Source organism: Streptomyces sp. NPDC054047, assembly GCF_055585065.1.
The window spans coordinates 70,667-95,395 of the sequence record NZ_JBVJKV010000020.1 but is presented as its reverse complement, the minus strand read 5'-3'; the positions used below and the strand labels follow the sequence as shown (position 1 = coordinate 95,395).

General features: G+C 69.6%; 20 protein-coding genes. 11 read left to right on the top strand and 9 right to left on the bottom strand.

The window, feature by feature from the left end:
- Positions 1-8: 8 nt before the first annotated feature.
- Entirely contained in the window at positions 9-389 is a 381-nt protein-coding gene (locus ACZ6ZP_RS42440; protein WP_249588931.1) for a phage holin family protein, read from the bottom strand.
- A 71-nt stretch (positions 390-460) separates the two neighbouring features.
- Between ACZ6ZP_RS42440 and ACZ6ZP_RS42435 the strand changes: the two genes are divergently transcribed.
- The 4 genes from ACZ6ZP_RS42435 (at position 461) to ACZ6ZP_RS42420 (ending at position 2,861) form a co-directional block, all read left to right on the top strand.
- On the top strand, positions 461-778 hold the full coding sequence (locus ACZ6ZP_RS42435; protein ID WP_160506069.1) for a cupin domain-containing protein: 318 nt from the start codon (positions 461-463) through the stop codon (positions 776-778).
- A 199-nt stretch (positions 779-977) separates the two neighbouring features.
- The gene (locus ACZ6ZP_RS42430) at positions 978-1,199 is read left to right on the top strand and encodes a DUF5326 family protein (protein ID WP_351167259.1); all 222 of its coding nucleotides are present in this window, start codon (positions 978-980) and stop codon (positions 1,197-1,199) included.
- A 395-nt stretch (positions 1,200-1,594) separates the two neighbouring features.
- Positions 1,595-2,320, top strand: a complete 726-nt coding sequence (locus ACZ6ZP_RS42425; RefSeq protein ID WP_399975455.1) for an IclR family transcriptional regulator — start codon at positions 1,595-1,597, stop codon at positions 2,318-2,320.
- 103 nt (positions 2,321-2,423) lie between these two features.
- Positions 2,424-2,861: an SsgA family sporulation/cell division regulator gene (locus tag ACZ6ZP_RS42420; RefSeq protein WP_351167261.1), complete on the top strand. Its 438-nt coding sequence runs from the start codon at positions 2,424-2,426 to the stop codon at positions 2,859-2,861.
- 61 nt (positions 2,862-2,922) lie between these two features.
- Here the strand turns inward: ACZ6ZP_RS42420 and ACZ6ZP_RS42415 are convergent, their stop codons facing one another.
- Positions 2,923-4,341: a YibE/F family protein gene (locus tag ACZ6ZP_RS42415; protein ID WP_361470477.1), complete on the bottom strand. Its 1,419-nt coding sequence runs from the start codon at positions 4,339-4,341 to the stop codon at positions 2,923-2,925.
- A gap of 218 nt (positions 4,342-4,559) precedes the next feature.
- On the opposite strand from ACZ6ZP_RS42415, the gene thiC reads away from it, so the two are divergent.
- Positions 4,560-6,341: a phosphomethylpyrimidine synthase ThiC gene (gene thiC / locus ACZ6ZP_RS42410; RefSeq protein WP_351167265.1), complete on the top strand. Its 1,782-nt coding sequence runs from the start codon at positions 4,560-4,562 to the stop codon at positions 6,339-6,341.
- A 104-nt stretch (positions 6,342-6,445) separates the two neighbouring features.
- Here the strand turns inward: thiC and ACZ6ZP_RS42405 are convergent, their stop codons facing one another.
- The 3 genes from ACZ6ZP_RS42405 to ACZ6ZP_RS42395 all read right to left on the bottom strand — a co-directional run bounded on the left by ACZ6ZP_RS42405 (position 6,446) and on the right by ACZ6ZP_RS42395 (position 9,955).
- Entirely contained in the window at positions 6,446-7,321 is an 876-nt protein-coding gene (locus ACZ6ZP_RS42405; protein WP_351167267.1) for a hypothetical protein, read from the bottom strand.
- Positions 7,322-7,502: 181 nt separating this feature from the next.
- Positions 7,503-8,582: a metallophosphoesterase gene (locus tag ACZ6ZP_RS42400; protein ID WP_351167269.1), complete on the bottom strand. Its 1,080-nt coding sequence runs from the start codon at positions 8,580-8,582 to the stop codon at positions 7,503-7,505.
- 251 nt (positions 8,583-8,833) lie between these two features.
- Positions 8,834-9,955 (bottom strand): LacI family DNA-binding transcriptional regulator, encoded by a 1,122-nt coding sequence (locus ACZ6ZP_RS42395; protein ID WP_190082941.1) that lies wholly within the window; start codon positions 9,953-9,955, stop codon positions 8,834-8,836.
- Between the two features lie 377 nt (positions 9,956-10,332).
- Between ACZ6ZP_RS42395 and hisC the strand changes: the two genes are divergently transcribed.
- The 6 genes from hisC to ACZ6ZP_RS42365 all read left to right on the top strand — a co-directional run bounded on the left by hisC (position 10,333) and on the right by ACZ6ZP_RS42365 (position 20,935).
- Entirely contained in the window at positions 10,333-11,412 is a 1,080-nt protein-coding gene (gene hisC, locus ACZ6ZP_RS42390) for a histidinol-phosphate transaminase (protein ID WP_383815467.1), read from the top strand.
- Between the two features lie 255 nt (positions 11,413-11,667).
- Entirely contained in the window at positions 11,668-13,212 is a 1,545-nt protein-coding gene (locus ACZ6ZP_RS42385) for a cytochrome ubiquinol oxidase subunit I (RefSeq protein ID WP_351167274.1), read from the top strand.
- A 14-nt stretch (positions 13,213-13,226) separates the two neighbouring features.
- On the top strand, positions 13,227-14,231 hold the full coding sequence (gene cydB, locus ACZ6ZP_RS42380) for a cytochrome d ubiquinol oxidase subunit II (RefSeq protein WP_351167276.1): 1,005 nt from the start codon (positions 13,227-13,229) through the stop codon (positions 14,229-14,231).
- Positions 14,232-14,298: 67 nt separating this feature from the next.
- On the top strand, positions 14,299-17,820 hold the full coding sequence (gene cydD, locus ACZ6ZP_RS42375) for a thiol reductant ABC exporter subunit CydD (protein ID WP_469410535.1): 3,522 nt from the start codon (positions 14,299-14,301) through the stop codon (positions 17,818-17,820).
- Between the two features lie 74 nt (positions 17,821-17,894).
- On the top strand, positions 17,895-19,631 hold the full coding sequence (locus ACZ6ZP_RS42370; protein ID WP_351167280.1) for a GAF domain-containing sensor histidine kinase: 1,737 nt from the start codon (positions 17,895-17,897) through the stop codon (positions 19,629-19,631).
- Positions 19,632-19,870: 239 nt separating this feature from the next.
- On the top strand, positions 19,871-20,935 hold the full coding sequence (locus ACZ6ZP_RS42365) for a murein hydrolase activator EnvC family protein (RefSeq protein WP_469410534.1): 1,065 nt from the start codon (positions 19,871-19,873) through the stop codon (positions 20,933-20,935).
- 97 nt (positions 20,936-21,032) lie between these two features.
- Here the strand turns inward: ACZ6ZP_RS42365 and ACZ6ZP_RS42360 are convergent, their stop codons facing one another.
- The 4 genes from ACZ6ZP_RS42360 to ACZ6ZP_RS42345 all read right to left on the bottom strand — a co-directional run bounded on the left by ACZ6ZP_RS42360 (position 21,033) and on the right by ACZ6ZP_RS42345 (position 24,699).
- Complete coding sequence (locus ACZ6ZP_RS42360) at positions 21,033-21,920, bottom strand: Cof-type HAD-IIB family hydrolase (protein ID WP_351167284.1); 888 nt, start codon at positions 21,918-21,920, stop codon at positions 21,033-21,035.
- Between the two features lie 61 nt (positions 21,921-21,981).
- Positions 21,982-22,905: an LLM class flavin-dependent oxidoreductase gene (locus ACZ6ZP_RS42355; RefSeq protein ID WP_361470464.1), complete on the bottom strand. Its 924-nt coding sequence runs from the start codon at positions 22,903-22,905 to the stop codon at positions 21,982-21,984.
- Between the two features lie 99 nt (positions 22,906-23,004).
- Positions 23,005-23,625, bottom strand: a complete 621-nt coding sequence (locus ACZ6ZP_RS42350; RefSeq protein WP_366462446.1) for an RNA 2'-phosphotransferase — start codon at positions 23,623-23,625, stop codon at positions 23,005-23,007.
- 150 nt (positions 23,626-23,775) lie between these two features.
- Positions 23,776-24,699 (bottom strand): MerR family transcriptional regulator, encoded by a 924-nt coding sequence (locus tag ACZ6ZP_RS42345; RefSeq protein WP_383816241.1) that lies wholly within the window; start codon positions 24,697-24,699, stop codon positions 23,776-23,778.
- Positions 24,700-24,729: the final 30 nt, after the last annotated feature.

Below are 24,729 nucleotides of genomic sequence, written 5' to 3'. Positions count from 1 at the left end.
GGGCGGGCTCAGTCCTTGTCGTCGGGCAGGACGACGTTCATCGCCCAGGAGACGATCGAGATGATCAGGCCGCCCAGGACGGCGGTCCAGAAGCCATCGACGTGGAAGCTCAGGTCGAACTTGTCGGCCAGCCACGAGGTCAGCAGCAGCATCAGGGCGTTGACCACGAGGGTGATCAGGCCGAGCGTCAGGATGAACAGGGGGAAGGTGAGCACCTTCACGATCGGCTTGACCAGGAAGTTCACCAGGCCGAAGAGCAGTGCGACGACGATCAGCGTGAGGGTCTTCTTGCCTGTGCTGTCGCCGGTCAGGGTGATCTTGTCGAGGAGCCACACGGCGACGGCCAGGGCCGCCGCGTTGGCGATCGTCTTGACTACGAAATTCTTCATGTGTCTGATCGTTGCAGACGGACGGCCAGAGCGGTCGGCTCGCGACCTGGGGCAAGGGGCGTACGAGGACGATGAAGGCATTCCGGCTGGATGAACTGGAGACGGAGCGCGCGGCGAACGACGGCGCGTATCTGCAGTTTCTGCGCGAGCGGAACATGTCGGTCGGGCTGTACGCGCTCGACGCCGGGGAGTCCGACCCGCAGCAGCCTCACCAGCAGGACGAGGTGTACATGATCGTCAGCGGGCGGGCGTCGATCACGGTCGGCATGGAGACCACCCAAGTCGCGCGCGGCAGTGTCGTGTACGTGCCGGCGGGGGTCGCCCACAAGTTCCATCACATCAGCGAGGACCTGCGGGTACTCGTCGTCTTCTCACCGCCGGAGGGGTGATCTGCTGCGGTGGAGGGCCGATCCGCTCCCGCGGGAGCGGATCCTCTACGCCGCAGGGCTGACTTCTCAGGGCTGCGACCTCGGGGTTCCCTAGGGGGCGGATCAGGGGAGGGCAAGGGATGCGAGGCCCCCGTCGGGCCCTCCGCCGCCCTAGCATCGAATGCAAGAAGTAGGACAGATGCGGAGAGAGGTAAGGACGATGGCAGCGCAGGAGATCTTCTCGGGATTGCCGTGGTGGGTGAAGTGGATCGCGGTGCCGGTCATCGCCCTGGTCGTGTTCGGCGGTCTGATAGCGAGCGTCGTGGGATTCGTGGTCGGCCTGTTGTTCAAGGCACTGCTTTTCGTGGCGCTGGTGGGTGGACTGATCTACGTCGTACGGAAGTTCATATCCGGGTCGACCTCTTCGCGCAGCGATTGGTGATTTTTCGCAACAGTTCGCTCGGGTGGGGGAAGTTTCCCGCTGTGGGGGCTTAGGCCGGCGGCCACCGGTTAGAGTCCGAAAACCGACGCGGGGTGTCGATCCCCGCGCGCGGGCGCCCTGCGCTCCCACCCGTGTATCCCGGGCACGGGCGGAACCCCCACGCGTTTCGGGAGTGAACCTTGGCCTCGGTTGACGCCACACCCGCCGACACCTCGTCCAACGACCCTCCGGCCAGCGGCTCCCCGTCCGCCGGCTCCCCGCCCGCTGGCTCCCCGTCCAGTGGCTCCGCCTCCCGTGGCTCCTCGGCCAAGGGCTCCCCGGCGAACAACGCCTCGTACGGCGCACCGCCGACCGTCACGGCATCAACTGCCGCCGCGCCGACTCTCATTGGCTCGGTGCAGCGGGCGATGCGGTTGCTGGAAGCCGCCTCCGCGCATCAGGAGGGCGCCCCCGCCAAGCAGTTGGCCCGGGAGGCCGGGCTCGCGCTGCCCACGGCGTATCACCTGCTGCGCACGCTGACCCACGAGGGCTATCTGCGCCGGGACAAGGGAGTGTTCGTGCTCGGCGAGGCGGCCGAGCGGCTGAGCGCGAGCGGAGCACAGCAGAATCGTCGCGGCATGATCGGCGAAGCCCTGGAGCACTGGCGCGACGCCATCGGGGTGCCGGTGTACTTCGCCGTCTACCGCGAGGGCGAGATCGAGGTCGTGGCGGTCGCGGACACGCCGGGCAATCCGGCGGTGGAGGAGTGGGCCGACTTCCGCGAGACGGGACACGCCCATGCGATCGGACAGTGTCTGCTCGGCCAACTCGACGACGAGCAGCGCCAGGACCACCTCTCCCGCTACCCGGTGCAGTCGATCACTCCGTACTCGGTCCACGACGACCGGGCCTTCCTGCGCCGTCTGGAGGGGATGGGCCGGATGCGGCCCGTGGTGGAGCGGCAGGAGTACGCGTTGGGAACGGTCTGTGCCGCGATTCCGATCACTGCGGGTAACACGGCGGCGACGATGGCGATTTCCGTTCCGTCCTATCAAGCAGATCGACTACTGCCTGCGGCCGCGAGGTTGCAGAATGAGATCGGAAGGCTACTGGGGACACTTGCCTTCTCTATCAGCATCTGAAAACTCACTCCTTGTGATCTGATGTGTACGTTAAGCAAGATGCCATGAGTGTCAGGGAGTTGGTTCCTGGCCAGTCGAGCTTTAGCGACGGGGTAGGCGGGCGATGCGCGAGTCGGTCCAGGCAGAGGTCATGATGAGCTTCCTCGTTTCCGAGGAGCTGTCGTTTCGCATCCCGGTGGAGCTGGGTTATGAGAGCGGTGATCCCTACGCCGTCCGGCTGACCTTCCACCTCCCCGGCGACGCCCCTGTGACCTGGGCCTTCGGACGTGAGTTGCTGGTCGACGGGGTGGGCGGGGCGTGCGGCGACGGGGATGTGCACATCGCGCCCACCGATCCCGAACTGCTCGACGAGGTGCTCATCAGGCTTCAGGTCGGGCCGGACCAGGCGCTGTTCCGGGTGGGGATTCCGCCGCTGCTCGCCTTCCTCGACCGGACGGACAAGCTGGTTCCGCTGGGGCAGGAGCGGGCGCTCGCCGATCTCGAGACGCACCTGGACGAAGCGCTGGACCGGATCCTCGCCGAGGAGCAGAGCGCGGGCTGACCCCCGCGATCCAAAAGGCGCAGCCGTACGGCAGATTGGTGCATTTCGTGGCATCGGCCGCTCAGGCCTTGCGGCGTCGGCCCTTTCCGCCTCGGGTCTGCTTGGCGGCCGGGGTGGCACCGGCGCCGCCCGGGTGGCCCGCGATCCCCGGGTGCGACGTGCCTGCCGGGTGCGCCGTGCTTCCCGTACGGCCCGCGGGGGTCGAGCGGTCGGCCGAGACCACCAGGGCCGCGAGCGCGGTCGTCACCGGCACGGAGGCGACCAGGCCGATCGAGCCGACCAGGGTGCGCACGATCTCCTCGGCGACCAGCTCGCTGTTGGCCACCGTGCCCACGCTGCTCTGGGCGATCGAGAAGAGCAGCAGCAGGGGCAGCGCGGCGCCCGCGTAGGCCAGGACCAGGGTGTTGACGACCGAGGCGATGTGGTCGCGGCCGATGCGGATGGCCGCGCCGTACAGACCGCGCCAGCCCATCGTGGGGTTGGCCTGGTGCAGTTCCCAGACCGCGGACGTCTGCGTCACCGTCACGTCGTCGAGCACGCCGAGCGAGCCGATGATGACGCCGGCGAGCAGCAGACCGCTCATGTCGATGTCCGGGTACAGGCCGTGGATCAGGCCGGTGTTGTCGTCCGTGTTGCCGGTCAGTGAGGCCCAGCCGATGAAGAGCGAGCCGAGCAGCCCGATGAGGAGCAGCGAGATCAGCGTGCCCAGGACCGCGACCGATGTGCGCGCCGTGAGCCCGTGGCACAGATAGAGCGCGATCAGCATGATGGCGCTGGCCCCGATCACCGCCACGACCAGCGGGTTCGAGCCCTGCAGGATCGCGGGCAGGATGAAGAACGTCAGGACCAGGAAGCTCAACGCCAGGGCGACCAGGGCCATGACGCCACGCAGCCGGCCCACCACGACGACGGCGAGCGCGAAGATCCCGGCGAGCAGGGCCATGGGGAACTTCCGGTTCACGTCGGTGACCGAGTACTGGAGCTCCTCGGGGGCCGATGGCTCATAGGCGACCACCACCTCCTGGCCCTCGCGCAACTGCCGCGGTGAGTCCGGCTGGACGATCTCGGTGAAGGTGCGGCCCGTGTCCTTGCCGCTGGTCACCTCGATCGTCGCCTTCTTGCAGATGCCTTCCGCGCGGGACTGCGCGGACTGCCCCTCGGCGGTGGAGGTGTCGCCGTTGGGCGGGGTCTGCGAGGCGTTCACGTCCTTGCAGGAGAGCTTCTGCACCTTGGTCACATCGGCCGACTGGGTCTGCCGGTCGAAGCCGACTCCGGTGCGCTCGTGGGACGGAGCGCCACCTGGCCAGAACACCGCGAGCCCCACGAGCACCGCGGTGGCGAAGGGAATCAGCACGGCGGCGATGACCTTGCGCAGATGCTTGGAGACGGGCGCGGCGGGACCGTGGCTGTGGGAGTGCCCGTGCGGGTCCGGAGGCACGTTCGGGACGGGCGGCTGGGACGGCGGCTGTGTGGTGGTCACTGCCCGATCATCGCAAGAACGGCGGGGGCCCTCTGTTCAGCGCGCCCGATAGGACGCTAGCGTGGAGACACCTTTGCAATCGCGGGAGCTCGGAGCACCGGGCTGAGAGGGCGCTGACCTCCGTACGAAGCGGCACAAATGTGCCCGAGCCGTGCGGGATTCGCTGCGTCGACCGCCGAACCTGTTACCGGGTAATGCCGGCGTAGGGAGTAGGTCTCATGACCACAGCGGACGCACGCACGCCTGCCTCGACGCAGAACCAGAGCGACGAGGCCGGGAAGTCCATCGGCTGGCACAAGGCGTACGTCGAGGGCTCACGCCCCGACCTGCGGGTGCCGGTCCGACAGGTGCACCTCACCAACGGCAAGGCCGTGACCCTGTACGACACCTCGGGGCCGTACACCGACGAGTCCATCGACACCGACGTCCGCAGGGGCCTCGCGCCGCTGCGCGAGAACTGGATCATCGCTCGCGGCGACACCGAGGAGTACGTGGGCCGCCCGCCCCGTCCCGAGGACGACGGCATCAAGCACACCTCGCCGCGCGGCGGCCTGAAGAACCTCGACGCGGTCTTCCCCGGCCGTCCGCGTCAGCCGCGCCGCGGCCGAGAGGGCCAGGCGGTGACGCAGCTGGCGTACGCCCGTCGCGGCGAGATCACGCCCGAGATGGAGTTCATCGGGATCCGCGAGAACCTCGATCCCGAGGTCGTGCGCGCGGAGGTCGCCGCCGGTCGCGCCGTCATCCCCGCCAACGTCAACCACCCGGAGATCGAGCCGATGATCATCGGCAAGAGGTTCCTGGTGAAGGTGAACGCCAACATCGGCAACTCCGCGGTCACCTCCTCCATCGAGGAGGAGGTGGACAAGATGACCTGGGCGACCAAGTGGGGCGCCGACACGGTCATGGACCTGTCCACCGGGCGCAACATCCACACGACCCGCGAGTGGGTCCTGCGCAACTCCCCCGTCCCCATCGGCACCGTGCCGCTCTACCAGGCCCTGGAGAAGGTCGACGGCCAGGCCGAGGCGCTGACCTGGGAGATCTACAAGGACACGGTCATCGAGCAGGCCGAACAGGGCGTGGACTACATGACGGTGCACGCGGGTGTGCGCCTTCCGTACGTCCCGCTGACCGCCAACCGCAAGACCGGCATCGTCTCGCGCGGCGGTTCGATCATGGCTGCCTGGTGTCTCGCGCACCACAAGGAGAGCTTCCTCTACGAGAACTTCGAGGAGCTCTGCGACATCCTCGCTGCGTACGACGTGACGTACTCGCTCGGCGACGGTCTGCGGCCCGGTTCGATCGCGGACGCCAACGACGAGGCGCAGTTCGCCGAGTTGCGCACCCTCGGGGAACTCAACACGATCGCCAAGCGTCACAACGTACAGACGATGATCGAGGGCCCGGGACATGTCCCGATGCACAAGATCAAGGAGAACATCGACCTTCAGCAGGAGATCTGCGAGGAGGCGCCGTTCTACACGCTCGGCCCGCTGACCACGGACATCGCTCCCGCGTACGACCACATCACCTCCGGCATCGGTGCCGCGATGATCGGCTGGTGGGGCACGGCGATGCTCTGCTACGTCACGCCCAAGGAGCACCTGGGCCTGCCCAACCGCGACGACGTGAAGACCGGCGTCATCACGTACAAGATCGCGGCGCACGCGGCGGACCTCGCCAAGGGGCACCCGGGCGCGCAGGACTGGGACGACGCGCTCTCGGACGCGCGCTTCGAGTTCCGCTGGGAGGACCAGTTCAACCTGGCCCTCGACCCGGTCACGGCGCGGGAGTTCCACGACGAGACCCTGCCGGCGGAGCCCGCGAAGACGGCGCACTTCTGCTCGATGTGCGGGCCGAAGTTCTGTTCCATGAAGATCTCGCACGACATCCGCCGTGAGCACGGCGGCACGCAGAACGAGATCGAGGCGGGCATGGAGCAGAAGTCCAAGGAGTTCGCGGCAGCCGGAAACCGCGTGTATCTCCCGATCGCCGACTGAGCAGCGGCTCGCCCACTGAACAGCGGCTCGCCGACTGATCAGCGCCAGCGCGTGGTGCTTCGGGCGGACGGCCGTGACCGTCCGTCCGCCCGAAACCGCGCGTACTACTCCGGCTTGTGGTCGGGCCCGCCGAAGTCCGGGCTTGAGAAGTCCGGGCTCGAGAAGCTCGGGCGCGGTCCCGCCGCGGGGCCGCCGTCCGGGCTGCTGAATCCGGGCCTGTTGTAGCCGAGGTGGGGCATGCGGCTGCTCGGGTCCGCCGCCGGCGTACGAGCCGCGTGCGCCGCCCCCGGATCCGCGAGCGCCTCCCGCAGGAACGGCAGGAGACCGCGCTCCAGGAGTGCCTCGCCCCAGGCTTCCCTGGCGCGGACCACCTCCTCGTTGTGTTCGCCGTACGAACCGGCCTGCAGCGAGGTGGAGCCGTTGCGCAGGGCGGTCAGGAGCAGGCCGATCGCAGCGATCAGGATGCCGCCTGCGGTGAGCGCGCCGAACAGCCACCCCGCGGTGAGCAGGGTTTCCGCGAAGGCGGGCTCGGGGTTGAGCATCTTCAGGATGTAGCCGACGAGCAGGAAGATCGCGGCGGCCGCCCCGGCGAGAACAGGTGCGAGCACCGCGACGACGGCGACGGCCCCCGCCCCCGATGCCTGGGTGGTGACCTCCCCCATCGTGGTGGCGAGACCGAGGCCGCCGGAGCCGGCTTCCGCCGGGCCCTCTGGGCTCCGCTCCCGGATCGATGGTGCGGCAGATCCGCTTTCGCGCAGTTCCTCGCGGACCTTCACATAGTGCGTGTACTCGGTCGCGGCGGCGGCAGTGATCAGCGCCGTGGCGTTCAGCGCCATGGTGCGCAGTTGCTCGGGATTGAGCCGCTCGCCCACTGCGGCGAGATCAGGACGGTTCGGTGCGGTGCGCAGCGCCTCATCGAGGATCCGCTCGTATTCGGGGCGGTCCTCATTGAGCAGGTGTGGAGCGCTGTTCATGTGCATCCCCCGATGCTCCGTAGGGCTTGGGGCTCGCATGGCTACGAGCCGTCGGGCAGAAACGGAGGGGAGCCTGCTACGGATAAGCCGATGGTAGAGCCGTGACGGCACGCGGTGACAGGGGGTTTCCAGAAAAAGGCCCCTTGGCCAGCGTGATCGTGTAGGGGTGCACCTGCCCCGTGAAGGCTCAGTTATCCAGGGGCAGTTGGCAGACCAGCAGTTTTCCGGCCATGGTCACGCCGCCGTCCATGGCGATGGCCAGTCCGCCTGCGTAGATGTGGGGGCCCTCGATGACGGGTCCGCCGCCGTCCGAGTCATCCTCGGAGCCGACATCGCCGAGCAGATACGGGATGGGGCTGTGGCCATGCACGATGCGGTGGCCGCCGTACATGTCGAGGAGTTCACGTACGGCATCGGGGCCCGACTCGTCCCGGAAGGCGAAGCGCTTGGTGAACTTCCGGAAGAGATCCCAGCACTCGTCCGCGTCGTTGCGCGTGAGGGTCTCGCGGACCGTGTCGTTCACGGCTTCGATCGAGTCGCCGTAATCCAGATAGGCGGTCGTGTCGGAGTGCATCAGGAGATGCCCGTCCTCCGACTCGATCGCGTCGAGGCGGGCCATCCACTGCAAGTGGTGGTCCTCGAGGCGCTCCATGTCGGTCTTCTGGCCGCCGTTCAGGAGCCAGGCCGCCTGGAAGGTGGCCGTGCCGGCGCCCGAGTTGACCGGGGTGTCCCCGAACCGCTTCGCGCCGAGCAGGAGCAGCTCGTGGTTGCCCATCAGGGCCTTGCAGTAGCCGCCGGCGGCCGCCGCCTGCGCGGACAGGCGCATCACGAGGTCGATGACGCCGATGCCGTCCGGGCCGCGGTCGGTGAAGTCGCCGAGGAACCACAGGCGCGCGTTGCCCGCGGCCCAGTCGCCGTCGCCGTCGATGAGTCCCTGCTCGTGGAGGGCCCCGAGCAGCTCGTCCAGATAGCCGTGCACGTCGCCCACCACGAACAGCGGGCCGTGCTCGTCGGTCGCCTGCGGAGGCTCGGGCATGACCTGCACCTCCACTTGCACGGTGTCGCCGCGATTGATGACGGGCAGGTCGCGCTGGGTGGGGGTGTAGCCGTCGTCCGGCGCCCCGGGGATGTCCCCCGAGACGCCCGGAGCCGCCACGCCCGCCGAACCCCCGTCGACCGGACCGGTCTCATGGACGTACGCCGGAACGCGGAAGTCGCGCAACGTCGCCGTCCGCACATCGGGTCCCTGACCGGCCCCCTGAGTCATCGACCCCTCCACCACCATTGCGCCGCATCTGCACCGAGATCGGACTGCCTGGTCGCAGCGGCCCGCGGTGTCGTCCGCCCATCATAGGAATGCGGCTCGCGCTGTGTGGTGCACCAGGGGTGGTGAATCAGTGCGGAACCCCAGTTCACCGAGGTTTTCTCCCGAATTGGGTAGGGGTTTCCCCACAGGTCACGACCGGGCCGTGCCGGGCAGGACTGGTTGACGGGGGTTCTCCCCGCCCGGCGGCCCGCTCAACCGGGTCCGGGCGAGCGGGGTGGGCTGACCGTCGTACGCGGTGGACGTCGCTCGGACGAGGTGCGCACGATCAGCTCCGTCGGTATCACCTGCTCGACGGGCCGGCCCGAATCCAGGCCTTCGATGGCGTCGATCAGGAGCTGGACGACGGCCGTGCCGATGCGCCGCGGTTTGAGCGAGAGCGTGGTGATGGGCGGTTCGGTGGTGGCGTAGACGGTGGACTCGCTGCAGCACACGAGCAGCAGGTCGTCCGGGACGCGCAGTCCGTACCGGCGGGCGGCCGCGAGGAGATCGGTGCCGTTGGGGTCGAAGAGGCCGTAGACGGCGTCGGGCCGGTCCGGTCGGGCGAGCAGCCGGTCGGCCGCGACGGCGCCCGCGCAGGGGTCGTGGGCGGGGTAGGACTCGTAGACGGGGTCCTGGCCGACGCGTTCGCACCAGCGCAGATAGGCGGTCGTGGACAGATGGGTGTACGTGTCCGTGGTGGTCCCGGTGAGCAGCCCGATCCGGCGGGCTCCGGCCGCCGCGAGGTGGTCGAGGATCTCCAGGACGGCCGCCTCGTGGTCGTTGTCGACCCAGGCGGTGACCGGCAGAGACCCGGCCGGGCGGCCGTCGGACACCACGGGCAGGCCCTGGCGCACGAGTTCGCTGACGACGGGGTCGTGGTCGGACGGATCGACGACGACGGTGCCGTCGAGCGCGACGTTCGACCACACGTCGACCGGGCTGCGCCGGGAGGTGGCGGGCAGGATGACAAGGGCGTAGCCGCGGGCCAGCGCGGCCGAGGTGGCGGCTCTGGCCATCTCCGCGAAGTACGCGAATTCGGTGAAGGTGAAAGGTTCATCCCCGTAGGTCGTCACGGTCAGGCCGATCAGGCCCGACTTGCCGGTACGGAGCGTTCGGGCCGCGGCGGAGGGGCGATAGCCCAGCCGTTCTGCGACCTCGCGGACATGGCGTCGGGTGGCGTCCGGAAGCCGCCCTTTGCCGTTAAGAGCGTCGGAGACAGTCGTGATGGAGACACCGGCGGCGGCGGCGACGTCTCTGATGCCCGCTCGACTCTGCCGGTTGCCCCGGCGGGCGGTCTCCGCTCGGCTCACCTGGTGGTTCCCTGCTGCTGTCATGGCGAGCCGATAGTAGGGCTCATGGGGGTGGGTAGTGCGGACGCATATTCACTCGTTGACAGGCACGTTTCTGCATGGCCAAAACGGGTCAACGACCTTGGATTGCAAGGGAGTTGGCCGGTTCCAGGGTGGACGGTCCTTTGTCGCCGCGCACTGGCCTGCCAAATGAGCGATGTCTCGAAGAGGTCTCAACTCACCTTCACGGGTGATGCGCGCCACGGAGTGAGCCACCGGCGCGTGCAGGAGGAGGGAGCGCTCCCCCCTCTGCGCGCGCCTGTCGGAGCGGATCTCCCTGACCCATTCGCAGCAGAGCTGAATCCTCATAAGGTGAGGAGTATTGAAGTCAGGGTGTTCAGGTGTTCAAGAGGAGGACTGCGGTGAGCGAGACGAGCCCGAGGCTGCGTGCCGAGCTGGAGGGTATCCCCACCTACAAGCCGGGGAAGCCTGCCGCTGCCGCCGGACCGGTGGCCTACAAACTGTCCTCGAACGAGAACCCCTACCCGCCGCTGCCGGGCGTCATGGAGAGCGTGCTCGCCGCCGCGGGCACGTTCAACCGCTACCCGGACATGGCGTGCACCGGCCTGATGAGCGAAATCGCCGACCGCTTCGGGGTGCCGGCGTCCCACGTGGCGACCGGCACCGGCTCCGTCGGCGTCGCGCAGCAGCTGCTCCAGGCCACGTCGGGCCCGGGTGACGAGGTCATCTACGCCTGGCGGTCCTTCGAGGCGTACCCGATCATCACGCAGGTGAGCGGTGCCACGTCGGTGAAGGTGCCGCTGACGCCGGGGGACGTGCACGACCTGGACGCGATGGCCGACGCCATCACCGACCGGACGCGGCTGATCTTCGTCTGCAACCCGAACAACCCGACCGGCACCGTCGTGCGCAGGGCCGAGCTCGAGCGGTTCCTCGACCGGGTGCCGAGCGATGTCCTGGTGGTGCTGGACGAGGCCTACCGCGAGTTCATCCGGGACGCCGAGGTGCCGGACGGCGTCGATCTCTACCGCGACCGTCCGAACGTCGCGGTGCTGCGTACGTTCTCCAAGGCGTACGGCCTGGCGGGTCTGCGCGTCGGCTTCGCGATCGCCCATGAGCCGGTGGCGGCCGCGCTGCGCAAGACGGCGGTGCCCTTCGGGGTGAGCCAGCTCGCGCAGGACGCGGCGGTGGCCTCGCTGCGGGCCGAGGACGAGCTGATGGGCCGGGTCGGCTCGCTGGTCGCCGAGCGCACGCGGGTGGTCGAGACGCTGCGCGGGCAGGGCTGGACGGTGCCCGAGACGCAGGCGAACTTCGTGTGGCTGCGGCTGGGGGAGCACACGAGTGACTTCGCTGCGGCGTGCGAGAGGGCCGGCGTGGTCGTACGGCCGTTCGCGGGCGAGGGGATGCGGGCCACGATCGGCGAGACCGAGGCCAACGACATCTTCCTCCAGGCGGCCGAGGCGTTCCGCAAGGAGCTGTAGGCAGGCGGTGTGACGAGGGGCCGGGGACGCTGTCCTCGGCCCCTTCGCCGTGTCCGCGTGCTTCGCCGTGTCCCGTGTGACGGCTGTGTGAGGTTCCCGTCAGTAAGGGGGGACCCCCTGTTCGGGCTCAGAACCGGTACGACATAATGCTTGTGAATGTGAACGCGTTCACAAGCGTGTCCCGGTTGCTCCCGAGGTAAGTGGGATTAAAGGGGCAAACTGCCGATGTGATCACGGCCGTAAGGAGAAGTCGACGTGGATCTGGCTCTGGCGCCCGAGACCTTGGCGCGATGGCAGTTCGGCATCACCACCGTCTACCACTTCCTGTTCGTCCCACTGACGATCTCGCTGGCCGCCCTCACGGCGATCCTGGAGACGGCTTGGGTGCGCACGGGCAAGGAGCACTACCTCAGGGCGACCAAGTTCTGGGGAAAGCTGTTCCTGATCAACATCGCGATGGGTGTCGTCACCGGCATCGTCCAGGAGTTCCAGTTCGGCATGAACTGGTCCGACTACTCGCGCTTCGTCGGTGACGTCTTCGGGGCGCCACTCGCCTTCGAGGCGCTCATCGCGTTCTTCTTCGAGTCGACCTTCATCGGCCTGTGGATCTTCGGCTGGGACAAGCTCCCGAAGAAGCTGCACTGCGCGACGATCTGGATCGTCTCCGTGGGAACCGTCCTGTCGGCGTACTTCATCATCGCCGCCAACGCCTTTATGCAGCACCCGGTCGGCTACAAGATCGTGGAGCGGGACGGCACCAAGCGCGCGGAGCTCACCGACTTCTCGAAAGTGCTCTTCCAGGAGACGACGCTGGTCAACTTCTTCCACGTCATCTCGGCGGCCGTCCTGGTCGGCGGCGCCTTCATGACCGGCATCGCGATCTTCCACCTGCGCAAGAAGCAGCACATCCGCACCATGCGGATGTCGATGCGGCTCGGCCTGGTGACCGCGTTCGTCGGCACCCTGCTCACCGTGGTCAGCGCCGACACTCTCGGCAAGGTCATGTACGAGCAGCAGCCGATGAAGATGTCGGCCGCCGAGGCCCTGTGGGAGTCGGAGAAGCCGGCGCCGTTCTCGCTCTTCGCGTACGGCGACGTGTCCAAGGGGCACAACGACGTGGCCATCGAGATCCCCGGAATACTGTCCTTCCTCGCCAAGAACAACTTCAGCGCCGAGATCCCCGGCATCAACGACCTCAACAAGGAGGCGCAGGAGAAGTTCGGGCCCGGCGATTACCGGCCCAACATCCCCACCGCCTACTGGTCCTACCGCTGGATGATCGGCTTCGGCGGGGTCTCGATGGCCCTGTGCACCGCCGGACTCTGGCTCACGCGGAAGAAGTTCTGGCTCGCGCCGGAGCACCGCACGGGCGAGGACGACGTACCCAAGCTCATGTTCACCAAGAACAAGGAGCTGACGCCGAAGCTCGGCAACTGGTGGTGGCGGCTCTCGCAGTGGACGCTGATCTTCCCCCTCATCGGCACCGCCTGGGGCTGGATCTTCACCGAGACCGGGCGTCAGCCCTGGGTGGTCTACGGCGTCCTGAAGACCAGGGACGCGGTCTCGCCGGGGGTTTCGCAGGGTGAGGTGATCACCTCGCTGGTCGTGTTCACCGCTATCTACGCGATCCTCGCCGTGATCGAGGTGAAGCTGCTGCTCAAGTACATCAAGCAGGGCCCGCCCGAGCTCACCGAGGCCGATCTCAACCCGCCCACCAAGATCGGCGGTCCTGGCGCGGGTTCGGGCTCGGACAGCGACACCGACGCCGATGCCGACCGGCCCATGGCCTTCTCGTACTGAGGGAGTTGATCGACATGGAACTTCACGACGTCTGGTTCGTGCTGATCGCAGTCCTGTGGATCGGCTACTTCTTCCTGGAGGGCTTCGACTTCGGGATCGGCATCCTGACCAAGCTGCTCGCCCGTGACCGGGTCGAGAAGCGGGTCCTGATCAACACCATCGGCCCCGTCTGGGACGGCAACGAGGTGTGGCTCCTGACGGCGGGCGGCGCGACCTTCGCCGCCTTCCCCGAGTGGTACGCGACGCTCTTCTCCGGCTTCTATCTGCCGTTGCTGATCATCCTGCTCTGCCTGATCGTGCGCGGTGTCGCCTTCGAGTACCGGGCGAAGCGGCCCGAGGAGAAGTGGCAGCGCAACTGGGAGCAGGCCATCTTCTGGACCTCGCTGATCCCGGCGGTGATGTGGGGCGTGGCCTTCGCCAACATCACGCGCGGCGTGAAGATCGACGCCCACAAGGAGTTCGTGGGCAACTTCTGGGACCTGCTCAACCCATACTCGATCCTCGGTGGGCTGGTCACCCTTACGCTGTTCACGTTCCATGGCGCGGTGTTCGCCTCACTCAAGACGGTGGGCGACATCCGGGTGCGGGCGCGGAAGACGGCGTTCGGGCTCGGTCTTGTCACGGCCGTGCTCTCGCTCGGCTTCCTGATCTGGACCCAGGCGGACAACGGCGACGCCAAGAGCCTGGTCGCGATGATCGTGGCCGTGGTCGCGCTCGTCGGCGCCATCGGGGCGATCAAGGTGGGGCGCGAGGGCTGGTCGTTCGCGCTCTCGGGCATCACCATCGTGGCGGCCGTCGCGATGCTGTTCCTGACGCTCTTCCCGAACGTCATGCCGTCGTCGCTGAACGAGGAGTGGAGTCTCACGGTCACCAACGCCTCTTCGAGCCCGTACACCCTGAAGATCATGACGTGGTGTGCCGGCATCGCGACACCCATCGTGCTGCTCTACCAGTCGTGGACCTACTGGGTGTTCCGCAAGCGGATCGGGACGCAGCACATCGCGGATTCCGCGCACTGAGGTGTCCGTGCCTGAGTGATCGCTCGCTGGTCTCTGATCTCTGGTCCCTTCGGAGGGTGTGTTTCACGTGAAACCGATCGACCCGCGCCTGCTTCGGTACGCCCGTGCCACTCGGTTCTTCCTGGCCGCCGTGGTGATCCTCGGCGTCGCCGGGGCAGGGCTTGTCGTCGCTCAGGCGATGCTTATCGCCGAGATCGTGGTCGGGGCCTTCCAGAAGGGGTTCGCCCCCGGTGACTTGGGGACGCCGCTCGTCCTGCTCGCGGTGGTCGCGGCGGGCCGTGCCCTTGTCGCCTGGCTGACCGAGCTCGCCGCGCACCGGGCGAGCGCGGCGGTGAAGTCGGAGCTGCGGGGGCGGCTGCTCGACCGGGCGGGGCAGTTGGGTCCCGGCTGGCTGAGCGGCCAGCGGACGGGTTCGCTGGTCTCGCTGGCGACGCGGGGCGTGGACGCGCTCGACGACTACTTTTCGCGCTACCTGCCGCAGCTGGGGCTCGCGGTGGTGGTGCCGGTGGCGGTGCTCGCGCGGATCGTCACCGAGGACTGGGTGTCGGCGGCGATCATCGTCGTGACACTGCCGCTGATCCCGATCTTCATGATCTTGATCGGCATGGCGACCCAGAACCGGATGGACCGTCAGTGGCGGCTCCTGTCCCGCCTGTCGGGGCACTTCCTGGACGTGGTGGCGGGGCTGCCGACCCTGAAGGTGTTCGGCCGCGCGAAGGCGCAGGCCGAGTCGATCCGGCGGATCACGGGCGAGTACCGGCAGGCGACGATGCGGACGCTGCGCATCGCCTTCCTGTCGTCGTTCGCGCTCGAACTCCTCGCGACGCTGTCCGTGGCACTGGTCGCGGTGACCATCGGGATGCGGCTCGTCCACGGCGACCTGGATCTGTACGCGGGTCTGGTGATCCTGATCCTCGCGCCCGAGGCCTATCTGCCGCTGCGCCAGGTCGGGGCTCAGTACCACGCGGCGGCGGAGGGGCTCTCCGCCGCCGAGGAGATCTTCAAGGTCCTGGAGGCTCCGGTGCGGGCCGCCGGGCAGGCGCCGGCGCCCTCGGGGACGCTGAGCGTGGAGGGCGTGACGGTCCGCTACCCGGGGCGGGACTCGGACGCGGTCTCCGGGGTTTCGTTCGCGGTGGAGTCCGGCGAGACGGTGGCTCTGGTCGGGCCCAGCGGGGTGGGCAAGTCGACGCTCCTGGACGTGATCCTCGGGTTCGTCGAGCCCGCCGAGGGGCGGGTGTGCGTCGGGGGCGTCGACCTGGCCGAGGTCGCGCCGGAGCAGTGGCGGGAGCGGATCGCCTGGGTGCCGCAGCGGCCGCACCTGTACGCGGGGTCCGTCGCGGAGAACGTACGCCTCGCGCGGCCGGACGCGGACGACGCTTCGGTGCGGGACGCGTTGAGCGCGGCGGGGGCCTGGGAGTTCGTCTCCGCCCTGCCGGGCGGTGTGGAGACGCTGCTCGGGGAGGACGGGGCGGGACTCTCCGCCGGACAGCGGCAGCGGCTCGCGCTCGCCCGGGCGTTTCTGGCCGACCGGCCTGTGGTGCTCCTGGACGAGCCGACCGCGGCTCTGGACGGGGAGACCGAGGCGGGGGTCGTCGAGGCGGTCCGGCGGCTGGCTGTGGGGCGGACCGTGCTGCTGGTCGTGCACCGGCCGGCGTTGCTCGGGGTCGCCGACCGGGTCGTACGGCTCCACGCCCCTGCTGACGGAGCCCCGCGCGGGTTGGACGCGGCGGCCCTTTTGGGGGCGGCGGTGGACGCGCCGCAGGGCGGCGACACGTCCTTGGGGCACCCGGAGGCGCCGGACGACCCGGTGGACGCGTGGGCGAGTCCGCGGCCGAAGGGCGACGTCCTGGCCCGGGTGCGGGATGCCGCACAGGCGCGGAAGGGCAAGCTCGCACTCGCCCTGCTGCTCGGAACCCTCGCCATCGGCAGCTCCGTGGGGCTGATGGCCACCTCGGGGTGGCTGATCAGCCGGGCGTCGGAGCAGCCGCCGGTGATGTACCTGATGATCGCCGTGACGGCGACCCGTGCCTTCGGGATGGGCCGCGCCGTCTTCCGTTACGCGGAGCGCCTCGTCTCGCACGACGCCGTGCTGCGCATGCTCGCCGACACGCGTGTGGCCGTCTACCGGCGCCTGGAGCGCCTCGCCCCTGCCGGGCTCAGGAAGACCCGCCGCGGCGACCTCCTCTCCCGCCTGGTCGCCGACGTGGACGCCCTCCAGGACTACTGGCTGCGCTGGCTCCTGCCCGCGTCGGCCGCCGCCGCGGTGGGCGCCGGAGCCGTCGGCTTCACCGCCTGGCTGCTGCCCGAAGCGGGCGCTGTCCTCGCCGTCGGACTGCTCCTCGCCGGAGTGGGCGTACCGCTGCTCTCCGGAGCCGTCGCCCGCCGTGCGGAACGGAAACTCGCCCCCGCGCGCGGGGTGCTCGCCACCCGGGTCGCCGATCTGCTCACCGGTACCGCCGAGTTGACGGTCGCCGGCGCGCTGACCCGGCGTACGGCCAAGGTGAAGGAAGCCGACGCCGAGCTGACCCGGATCGCCTCGCGCACCGCCAAGGCCACCGCGCTCGGCGACGGGCTCGGGGCGCTCGCCTCCGGTCTCACCGTGGCCGCCGCCGCGGTCGTCGGCGTACAGGCGCTGCACGACGGCCGGCTCAGCGGTGTCGCGCTCGCCGTCGTCGTCCTGACCCCGCTCGCCGCCTTCGAGGCGGTCCTGGGTCTGCCGCTCGCCGTGCAGTACCGCCAGCGCGTCAGGAAGAGCGCCGAGCGCGTCTACGAGGTGCTCGACGCCCCCGAACCCGTCCCCGAGCCCGCCGCCCCCGCACAGCGCCCGCAGACACCCTTCCCGCTCCGCGTCGAGGGGCTGCACGCCCGGTACGAGGGACAGGACCGGGACGCCCTCGCCGGTGTCGACCTGACGCTGGAGCGCGGACGGCGCATCGCGGTGGTGGGGGCATCGGGTTCCGGCAAGACGACGCTCGCCCAGGTGCTGCTGCGCTTCCTGGGGACGAGCGAAGGGACGTACAGCCTGGGCGGCACGGACGCGGCCACGCTGGACGGCGACACCGTGCGCGAGCTCGTCGGGCTGTGCGCGCAGGACGCGCACATCTTCGACAGCTCCGTACGCGAGAACCTGCTCATCGCGCGCAAGGACGCCAGTGACGAGGAACTGCGCGGCGCCCTTACGCGGGCCCGGCTCCAGGAGTGGACCGACTCGCTCCCCGAAGGACTCGACACCCTGGTCGGCGAGCACGGGGCCCGGCTCTCCGGAGGCCAGCGCCAGCGCATCGCCCTGGCCCGCGCGCTGCTCGCCGACTTCCCCGTCCTCGTCCTGGACGAGCCGGCCGAACACCTCGACCTGCCGACCGCCGACGCCCTCACCGACGATCTCCTCGCCGCCACCGAGGGGCGTACGACGCTGCTCATCACGCACCGCCTCGCCGGGCTCGACGCGGTGGACGAGGTGATCGTCCTGGACGCGGGCCAGGTGGTGCAGCGCGGTGCGTACGCGGAGCTCGTGGCGGTGGACGGGCCGCTGCGGCGCATGCTGGAACGGGAGCAGGCGGCGGACCTGCTCGTGACGGCCGCCGGGTAGGACCGCGGGGTCCGCGCCCGGTGGGGAGCGGGCCCCGACTTTCCTCGCCAAATAGGACTAACTACTCTCAAAGCATGTCAGCCCCCTCGGCCTCCGCCGCCTCTCCGCAACCCGACGGCACACCGGACGCGATCGAGGCGGCGAAGCAGGCGACCCGCAGCCTCCAGGGGCTCTCCCCCGAGCTGACCGCCCGCGTGCCGCAGCTCCTGGAAGCGATGCGTTCCGTGGGCGCCGGGCTCGAACTGCACACCACGCTCGACCGCATCTGCGAGACGGCGGCCGAGCTCGCGGACGCCCACTACGCGGCGATCGGCGTCGTCTCCGAGGACGGCAAGGGGCTCTCCGACTTCGTCTACTTCGGCATCGACGGGGAGACCGCCGCGCGGATCGGGCGCCTGCCCGACGGACACAAGGGGCTGCTCGGCGCCCTCATCCACCAGCCGGAGACCCTGCGCCTCGCCGACCTGTCGGCCGACCCGCGCTCGTGCGGCTTCCCGGCCCACCACCCGCCGATGCGGACCTTCCTCGGCGTCCCCATCCGCGTCCAGGGCGAGATCTTCGGCAACCTCTACCTGACCGAGAAGCGGGGCGGCGGCGACTTCAACGAGTACGACGTGCACATGGTCCGCGTGCTCGCGACGGAGGCGGGCATCGCCATCGGCAACGCGCGCCTCTACGAAGCCGCCATGCAGCGCGAGCGCTGGATCGACGGCTCCGTGGCGGTCACCACCGCGCTGCTCTCGGGGAGCGACGCGGAGGAGGCGCTCGCCGTCGTCGCCGAACAGGCCCGCCATCTCGCCGACTCGGCCGCCGGGATCGTGCTCCTGCCCGACGACGAGGGCGGCATGGAGATCGTCGCCGTCTCCTCCGACGAACCCTCCGGGATGCTCGGCGTGGTCGTCCCCCCGGAGAGCCGCATCATCACCGACCTGCTCGCCGGTGACTCCGTGTTCCTCGACGACGCGGCCACGGACCCGCGCGTCATGACCGACCTCGCCCGCGACTACGGGCCCGTCATGATGCTGCCGCTGCAGAGCGACGGACGCGTCATGGGGACGCTCGTCACGCCACGCGCGCGTGGCGCACGGCCGTTCAGCGAGACCGAGCGGACCCTCGCCACCCAGTTCGCCTCGCAGGCCGCGCTCGCCCTGATGATGGCCGAGGCGCAGCGCGACCGGGAACGGCTCGCGGTGTACGAGGACCGCGACCGGATCGCGCGGGACCTGCACGACCTCGTCATCCAGCGGCTGTTCGCCACCGGGATGATGCTGGAGAGCGCCCAGCGCAGGTCCGTCGTGCCCGAGGTGCAGACGGGCGTGGGCAAGGCCGTCGACGAGCTGGACGTGACGATCCAGGAGATCCGTACGGCGATCTTCGCCTTGCAGCAGGGCCCGGCCGAGGCGCCGTCCGGGCTGCGTACGCGGGTCCTTCGCGAGATCAACATGGCCGCGGTGCCGCTCGGCTTCAAGCCCACGCACCACTTCGTGGGCGCCGTCGACACGGTGGTCGGCGAGCTCACCGGCAAGAACCTCATCGCGGCGCTGCGCGAGGCGCTGTCCAACGCGTTCCGGCACGCGGGCGCCGACCGCATCGACGTCGTCGTCGACGGGACGGTGACCCTTCCCGACGGGCAGCAGGGCGTACGCCTGACGGTGTCGGACGACGGGGTCGGCATCGCGCGGGGCGGTCGGCGCAGCGGCCTGAAGAACCTCAAGAGGCGAGCGGAGTCGCTGGGTGGGGACAGTTGGTACGGGCCCGGCATCGGGGAGGACGGCGGCGGTACGACGGTGGTGTGGCAGGCGCCGTACTGAAGCGGTCACTACGGGGCGGCTCGGAAGTGGTCTCTACGGGCGGCTCTGAAGTGGTCTCCACGGAGCGGCTGTTGTTGAACCGGCCTCCCCGGGGCCCTGTTCGGGGCGGCCGCTGTTGAACAGGCCTCTCCGGAGAGCCCTGTTCGGCCGTACGGCAGTGGGCTGTTCGGGGCACCGGGTGCCCCGGGTGTACGAGTCGGGCAGGACCCGGCGACGGCGGCGGGGCAACGATCCCTGACATGCGCTTGAGCCACCGCGGTATCCACCACCCGCTCTTCACCGTGTCGGTACTGCTGTGCGCGCTCCTGTGCCCCACGCCCGCCGATGCCTCCGAGGAGCCGGGCGACGGGTCCGGAGATGGGCCAGGTACGAGCGCCGAAGTGGCACGCCTCTACGAGGAGGCGTCCGCGGCGACCGTGCGCTACGAAGCGGGTCGGCACGCCGCCGAAGCGCAACGCGCGAAGGTCCGGAAACTGGACCGACTCCTCACCAAGGAGCGTCACGCGGTCGACGTGCTGCACGGGGACCTCGGCCGGATGGCCAGCGCCCAGTACCGCAGCGGCGGTGGCCTGCCCCAGACCGCCCAACTCCTGCTCGCCGACAGCCCCGAAGAGCTGATGCGCGGTCAGCGGCTGATGTGGCAGGCGGATCTCGCCGTCACGAACGCCGTCACCAAGACCCAGCGGGCCGCCACCAGGCTCGCGGATGCCAAGCGCACGGCGGACCGCGCCAAACGCACCCTGGACCGGCGCAACGCGGGCCTCGCGAAGCTGAAGCGCGGGATCGAGAGCAAGCTGGAGTCGGCGCAGTGGACGCTTCAGGGCGAGGCCGACCGGTCGGTCGCCGCCGGGCAGTGCAGGGGCGCCGTACGCCTGGACCAGCCGGAGACGGACTCCACGCGCGCGTGGGTGGCGCCCGTGGAGACGTACGAGCTGTCGGCGGGCTTCGACAGTGCCGGTGCGCGCTGGTCGCACCGGCACACCGGGCAGGACTTCGCCGTCGGCATCGGGGCGCCGGTGCGGTCGGTCGGCGAGGGCCGCGTGGTGTCCGTGTCGTGCGGGGGAGGCTTCGGCATCGAGGTCCTGGTGGCGCACGAGGGCGGCTACTACACGCAGTACGCGCATCTGGCCGCCGTCACCGTCGACCAGGGGGACCGGGTGCGCACCGGGCAGTGGCTCGGGCAGGCGGGCACGACCGGCAACTCGACGGGGCCGCACCTGCACTTCGAGGTACGGCTCACGCCGCATCTGGGGTCCGGGGTGGACCCCGCCGAGTGGCTGGACGAGCGGGGTGTGCGGCTCTGACCCGCTCTTGGGAGAGGGGCCGCTCCCACGAGGGGCTCTCTCGGGAGCGGTGCTCCCGAGAGAGGTGCTCCCGAGAGGGGGTGTTCCCGCGAGAGGGCTACCGCTCCTGCTGCTCGCTCAGGATGCGCTCGATGACGACCGCGACGCCGTCCTCGTTGTTGGCGACCGTGCGCCCCGAAGCGGCGGCGAGCACGTCCGGGTGCGCGTTGCCCATCGCGTACGACGTGCCCGCCCAGGTGAGCATCTCGATGTCGTTCGGCATGTCCCCGAAGGCCACGACCTCCGCGGGCGTGATGCCGCGCTCGGCGCAGCACAGCTCCAGGGTGCTGGCCTTGGAGACGCCCGGGCCGCTGATCTCCAGCAGAGCGCTCGGGCTCGAACGGGTGATCTCGACCTGCCCGCGCACGGCCGCGCGGGCCATGACGAGGAACGCGTCGGGCGCGAGCTCGGGGTGGAAGGCGAGGACCTTCAGGATGGGCTGGGTGGCGTTGTCGGAGTCCTCGGCGAGGAGCTTCTCCGCGGGGGCGACGCTCTCGCCGGGCTCCAGGTGCAGGGGCGGGTACGTCGGCTCGTGGTGCAGCCCGCCGGTCCGCTCGACCGCGAAGGACGTGCCGGGGGCCGCCGCGCGCAGGAGGCGCACGACGTCGAGCGCGTCCTCGCGCCGCAGTTCCCGCACCTTCACGAAGCGGTGGCCGCCGGAGCCGTCGTGCAGGTCGACGACGGCGGCGCCGTTGCCGCAGATGGCGAGGCCGTGGCCGTGGACGTGCGAGCTGACGACGTCCATCCAGCGGGCCGGGCGGCCGGTGACGAAGAAGACCTCGATCCCGGCCCGTTCGGCGGCGGCGAGTGCGGCGACGGTGCGGTCGGACACGGACTTGTCGTCACGCAGCAGGGTGCCGTCCAGGTCCGTGGCGATCAGCCGGGCCTTGGGCCGGTGGGGGACGGATGCGGCCGGGGTCTTGGGCCGTGGGGTAGCTGAGGTCACGCCATCGATTGTCCCGCATATGCGTGCACGGGCGTGCGCTGGGGCGCACATCTGAGTGCCTTTACGCCCCTGTTGTGTGGTCTCCCAGCTGGACCAGGGCCTCCGTGGCGATCCGCTCGAAGACCTTCTCGTCGGCCGCGAAATCCGTGCCCGGCAGCGGCCAGTGCAGAACGATCTCGTTGAAGCCCAGCTCAGCGTGGTTGCCGGCGAAGTCCACGAAGGCGTCGAAGGAGTCCAGGGGGCGGTCCGGGGTGAAGCCGGTGAGCAGGATCTTGTCGAGCTCGCCGACGTCACGGCCGATCGCGTCGCAGGCCGTGGCCAGCTTCTCGGCCTGGCCGCGGATGGCTTGAAGTGACTGCTCCGGAGTGCCGTTCTCGAAGAGTTTCGGGTCGCCCGTGGTCACCCACGCCTGCCCGTGGCGGGCGGCGAGCTTCAGGCCGCGCGGCCCGGTGGCGGCCACCGCGAAGGGCAGCCGGGGGCGCTGGACGCAGCCGGGGATGTTGCGCACCTCGGATGCGGAGTAGTACTCGCCCTCGTACGAAACGACGTCTTCGGTGAGAAGACGGTCGAGCAGGGGCAGGAACTCGCCGAAGTGGTCGGCCCGCTCGCGCGGGGTCCAGGGCTCCTCGCCCGCCTTGAGCAGTGCGGTGGCGTCGAAGCCGTTGCCGCCGGCGCCGATGCCGAGGGTGATGCGGCCGTCGGACACGTCGTCCAGCGTGATCAGGTCCTTGGCGAGGGTCACCGGGTGCCGGAAGTTCGGCGAGGTGACCAGGGTGCCCAGGCGCAGCCGGTCGGTGGCGGCCGCGGCGGCGGTCAGGGTCGGCACCGCGCCGAACCAGGGCCCGTCGCGGAAGGTCCGCCAGGAGAGGTGGTCATAGGTGTACGCGGTGTGGAATCCCAGCTCCTCGGCCCGCTGCCAACGCTCCTTGCCGCCCTCGTGCCAACGACGGACAGGCAGGATCACGGTACTCAGACGCAAACTCATGTATCAGAGCGTATGCCCCGCGGGCGGCTCGGGCTTTCACCGGAATCCGCTGGTCAGCCGGAGTGAGGACGGCCCTGGGGAGGTGCTCTTCCGCAGCGGTCAGTGCTTGTCCGGGAAACGGATGTAGCCCGGGGGCACGGCGGCGGTGAGCCAGACGCCGTTGGCGCTGACCTGGAACACGTGTCCGTCGCGGTGCATCGCGCCCGCGTCCACGGAGAGCACGACGGGCCGCCCGCGGCGGGCGCCGACGCGGGTGGCGGTCTCGCGGTCGGGCGAGAGGTGCACGGCATGGCGGTTCATGGGCCGCAGGCCTTCGGCGCGGATCGCGGGCACATTGCTGCCCACCGTGCCGTGGAAGAGGTACGCGGGCGGGGCCGCCGGGGGCAGATCGAGGTCGACGGCGACGGAGTGGCCCTGACTGGCGCGGATCCGGCCGCCTTCCACGGCGAAGCGCTTTTTGTCGTTCACGGCCACCACGTGCTCCAGCTCGGCACGTGTGAAGCGGAATCCGTGCGCCGCCGCGGCGGCGATGAGGGCGTCGATCTCCACCCAGCCGCTCTCGTCGAGCGCGATACCGATTCTCGCGGGCTCGTGGCGCAGGTGCCTGGAGAGGTATTTCGACACCTTTACGGTGCGTCGCTCGGCGGCCGCTTCGGCGGAGGGCGCTTCGTCGTCGGGGCGAGCGGCAGAGGGAGCGCCGGAGGGGGGTTCTCTATTCATCCATTCAGCCTCGCTCCGAGCCGTTCTTCCCGCACTCGATTTTCGTCCACCGACTTTTCATCCACGACTTTTCGTCCACAGGTTTGATCCACAGCCAAGTCCAGTTATCCACAGGGGAATTGGCGATTCTGTGGACAACACCCAGCTCATTTAGGGCTTTTGGTCAACAGATCCCCTATTGCTGTGACTTGCGGCAAGTGAGTCCAATGTCCTGGCCTGCACTTCGCGTTCAGTGGCCGCGGCGATGAACGCGGCAGCGTTCTCCCGCCCAACGAGCCCCTCCACGGCCTGCATTGTCGACGCCGGCAGTGCCACCGGAAGAGCCTCGTTCGTACGTTGAGCGGGCTGTCCCGACGCAAGGTGGTGCTGGAGATGGCGGGTGGCGAACAGACGCATGGCACGGGCCAGTTCGGCGTCGACGGACTGCTGGGCGAGCGGCCTCAGGCGCCGCACGAGAGCGGCTGCCTCCGCCGCTTCCGTCTCGCTCGGCGGGTGATGGCCGAGAAAGCGCGCGAAGACGTGCTCGGTCGTGAACTCCAGGAAACGAGAGGCTATGTGCTCGACCTGCCCCCTCAACTCCCGGAGATGACCGGAGATTGCGGACAACGGAACACCGGCGGCATGCAACTCCACTGCGACCGCCAGCTCTTGAGGGCTGGGCACGAGGAATTCGTCGTCCCGACCCGGCATCGGTTCCAGCACGCCGAGCGCGATCGCGTCGGCCACCGCCGCCTCGTCCGGATCGCCGCCGAACGCCGCGTCCAGCTCCGCCCGGGTCATCCGGTCGGCCTTCTCGTCCGTCCACGGGCCGTCGACCTCGGCGGCCAGCCCCAGGACACCGCCGAGCCCCCGGCCCGCGTCCCAGGCTTCGAGCAGCTCCTTGATGGAGGCCAGGGTGTAGCCCCTGTCGAGCAGATCGGCTATCTGACTCAACCGGGCCAGATGCGCATCGCCGTACACATTGGCCCGGCCGCGCCGCTCGGGCCGGGGGAGCAGGCCGCGGTCCTGGTAGGCGCGGATCGTGCGGACCGTGGCGCCGCTGTGGTGCGCCAGGTCCTCGATGCGGTACTCCACCGGCCTGTGCTCGGTGCTGTGGTGTTCCAC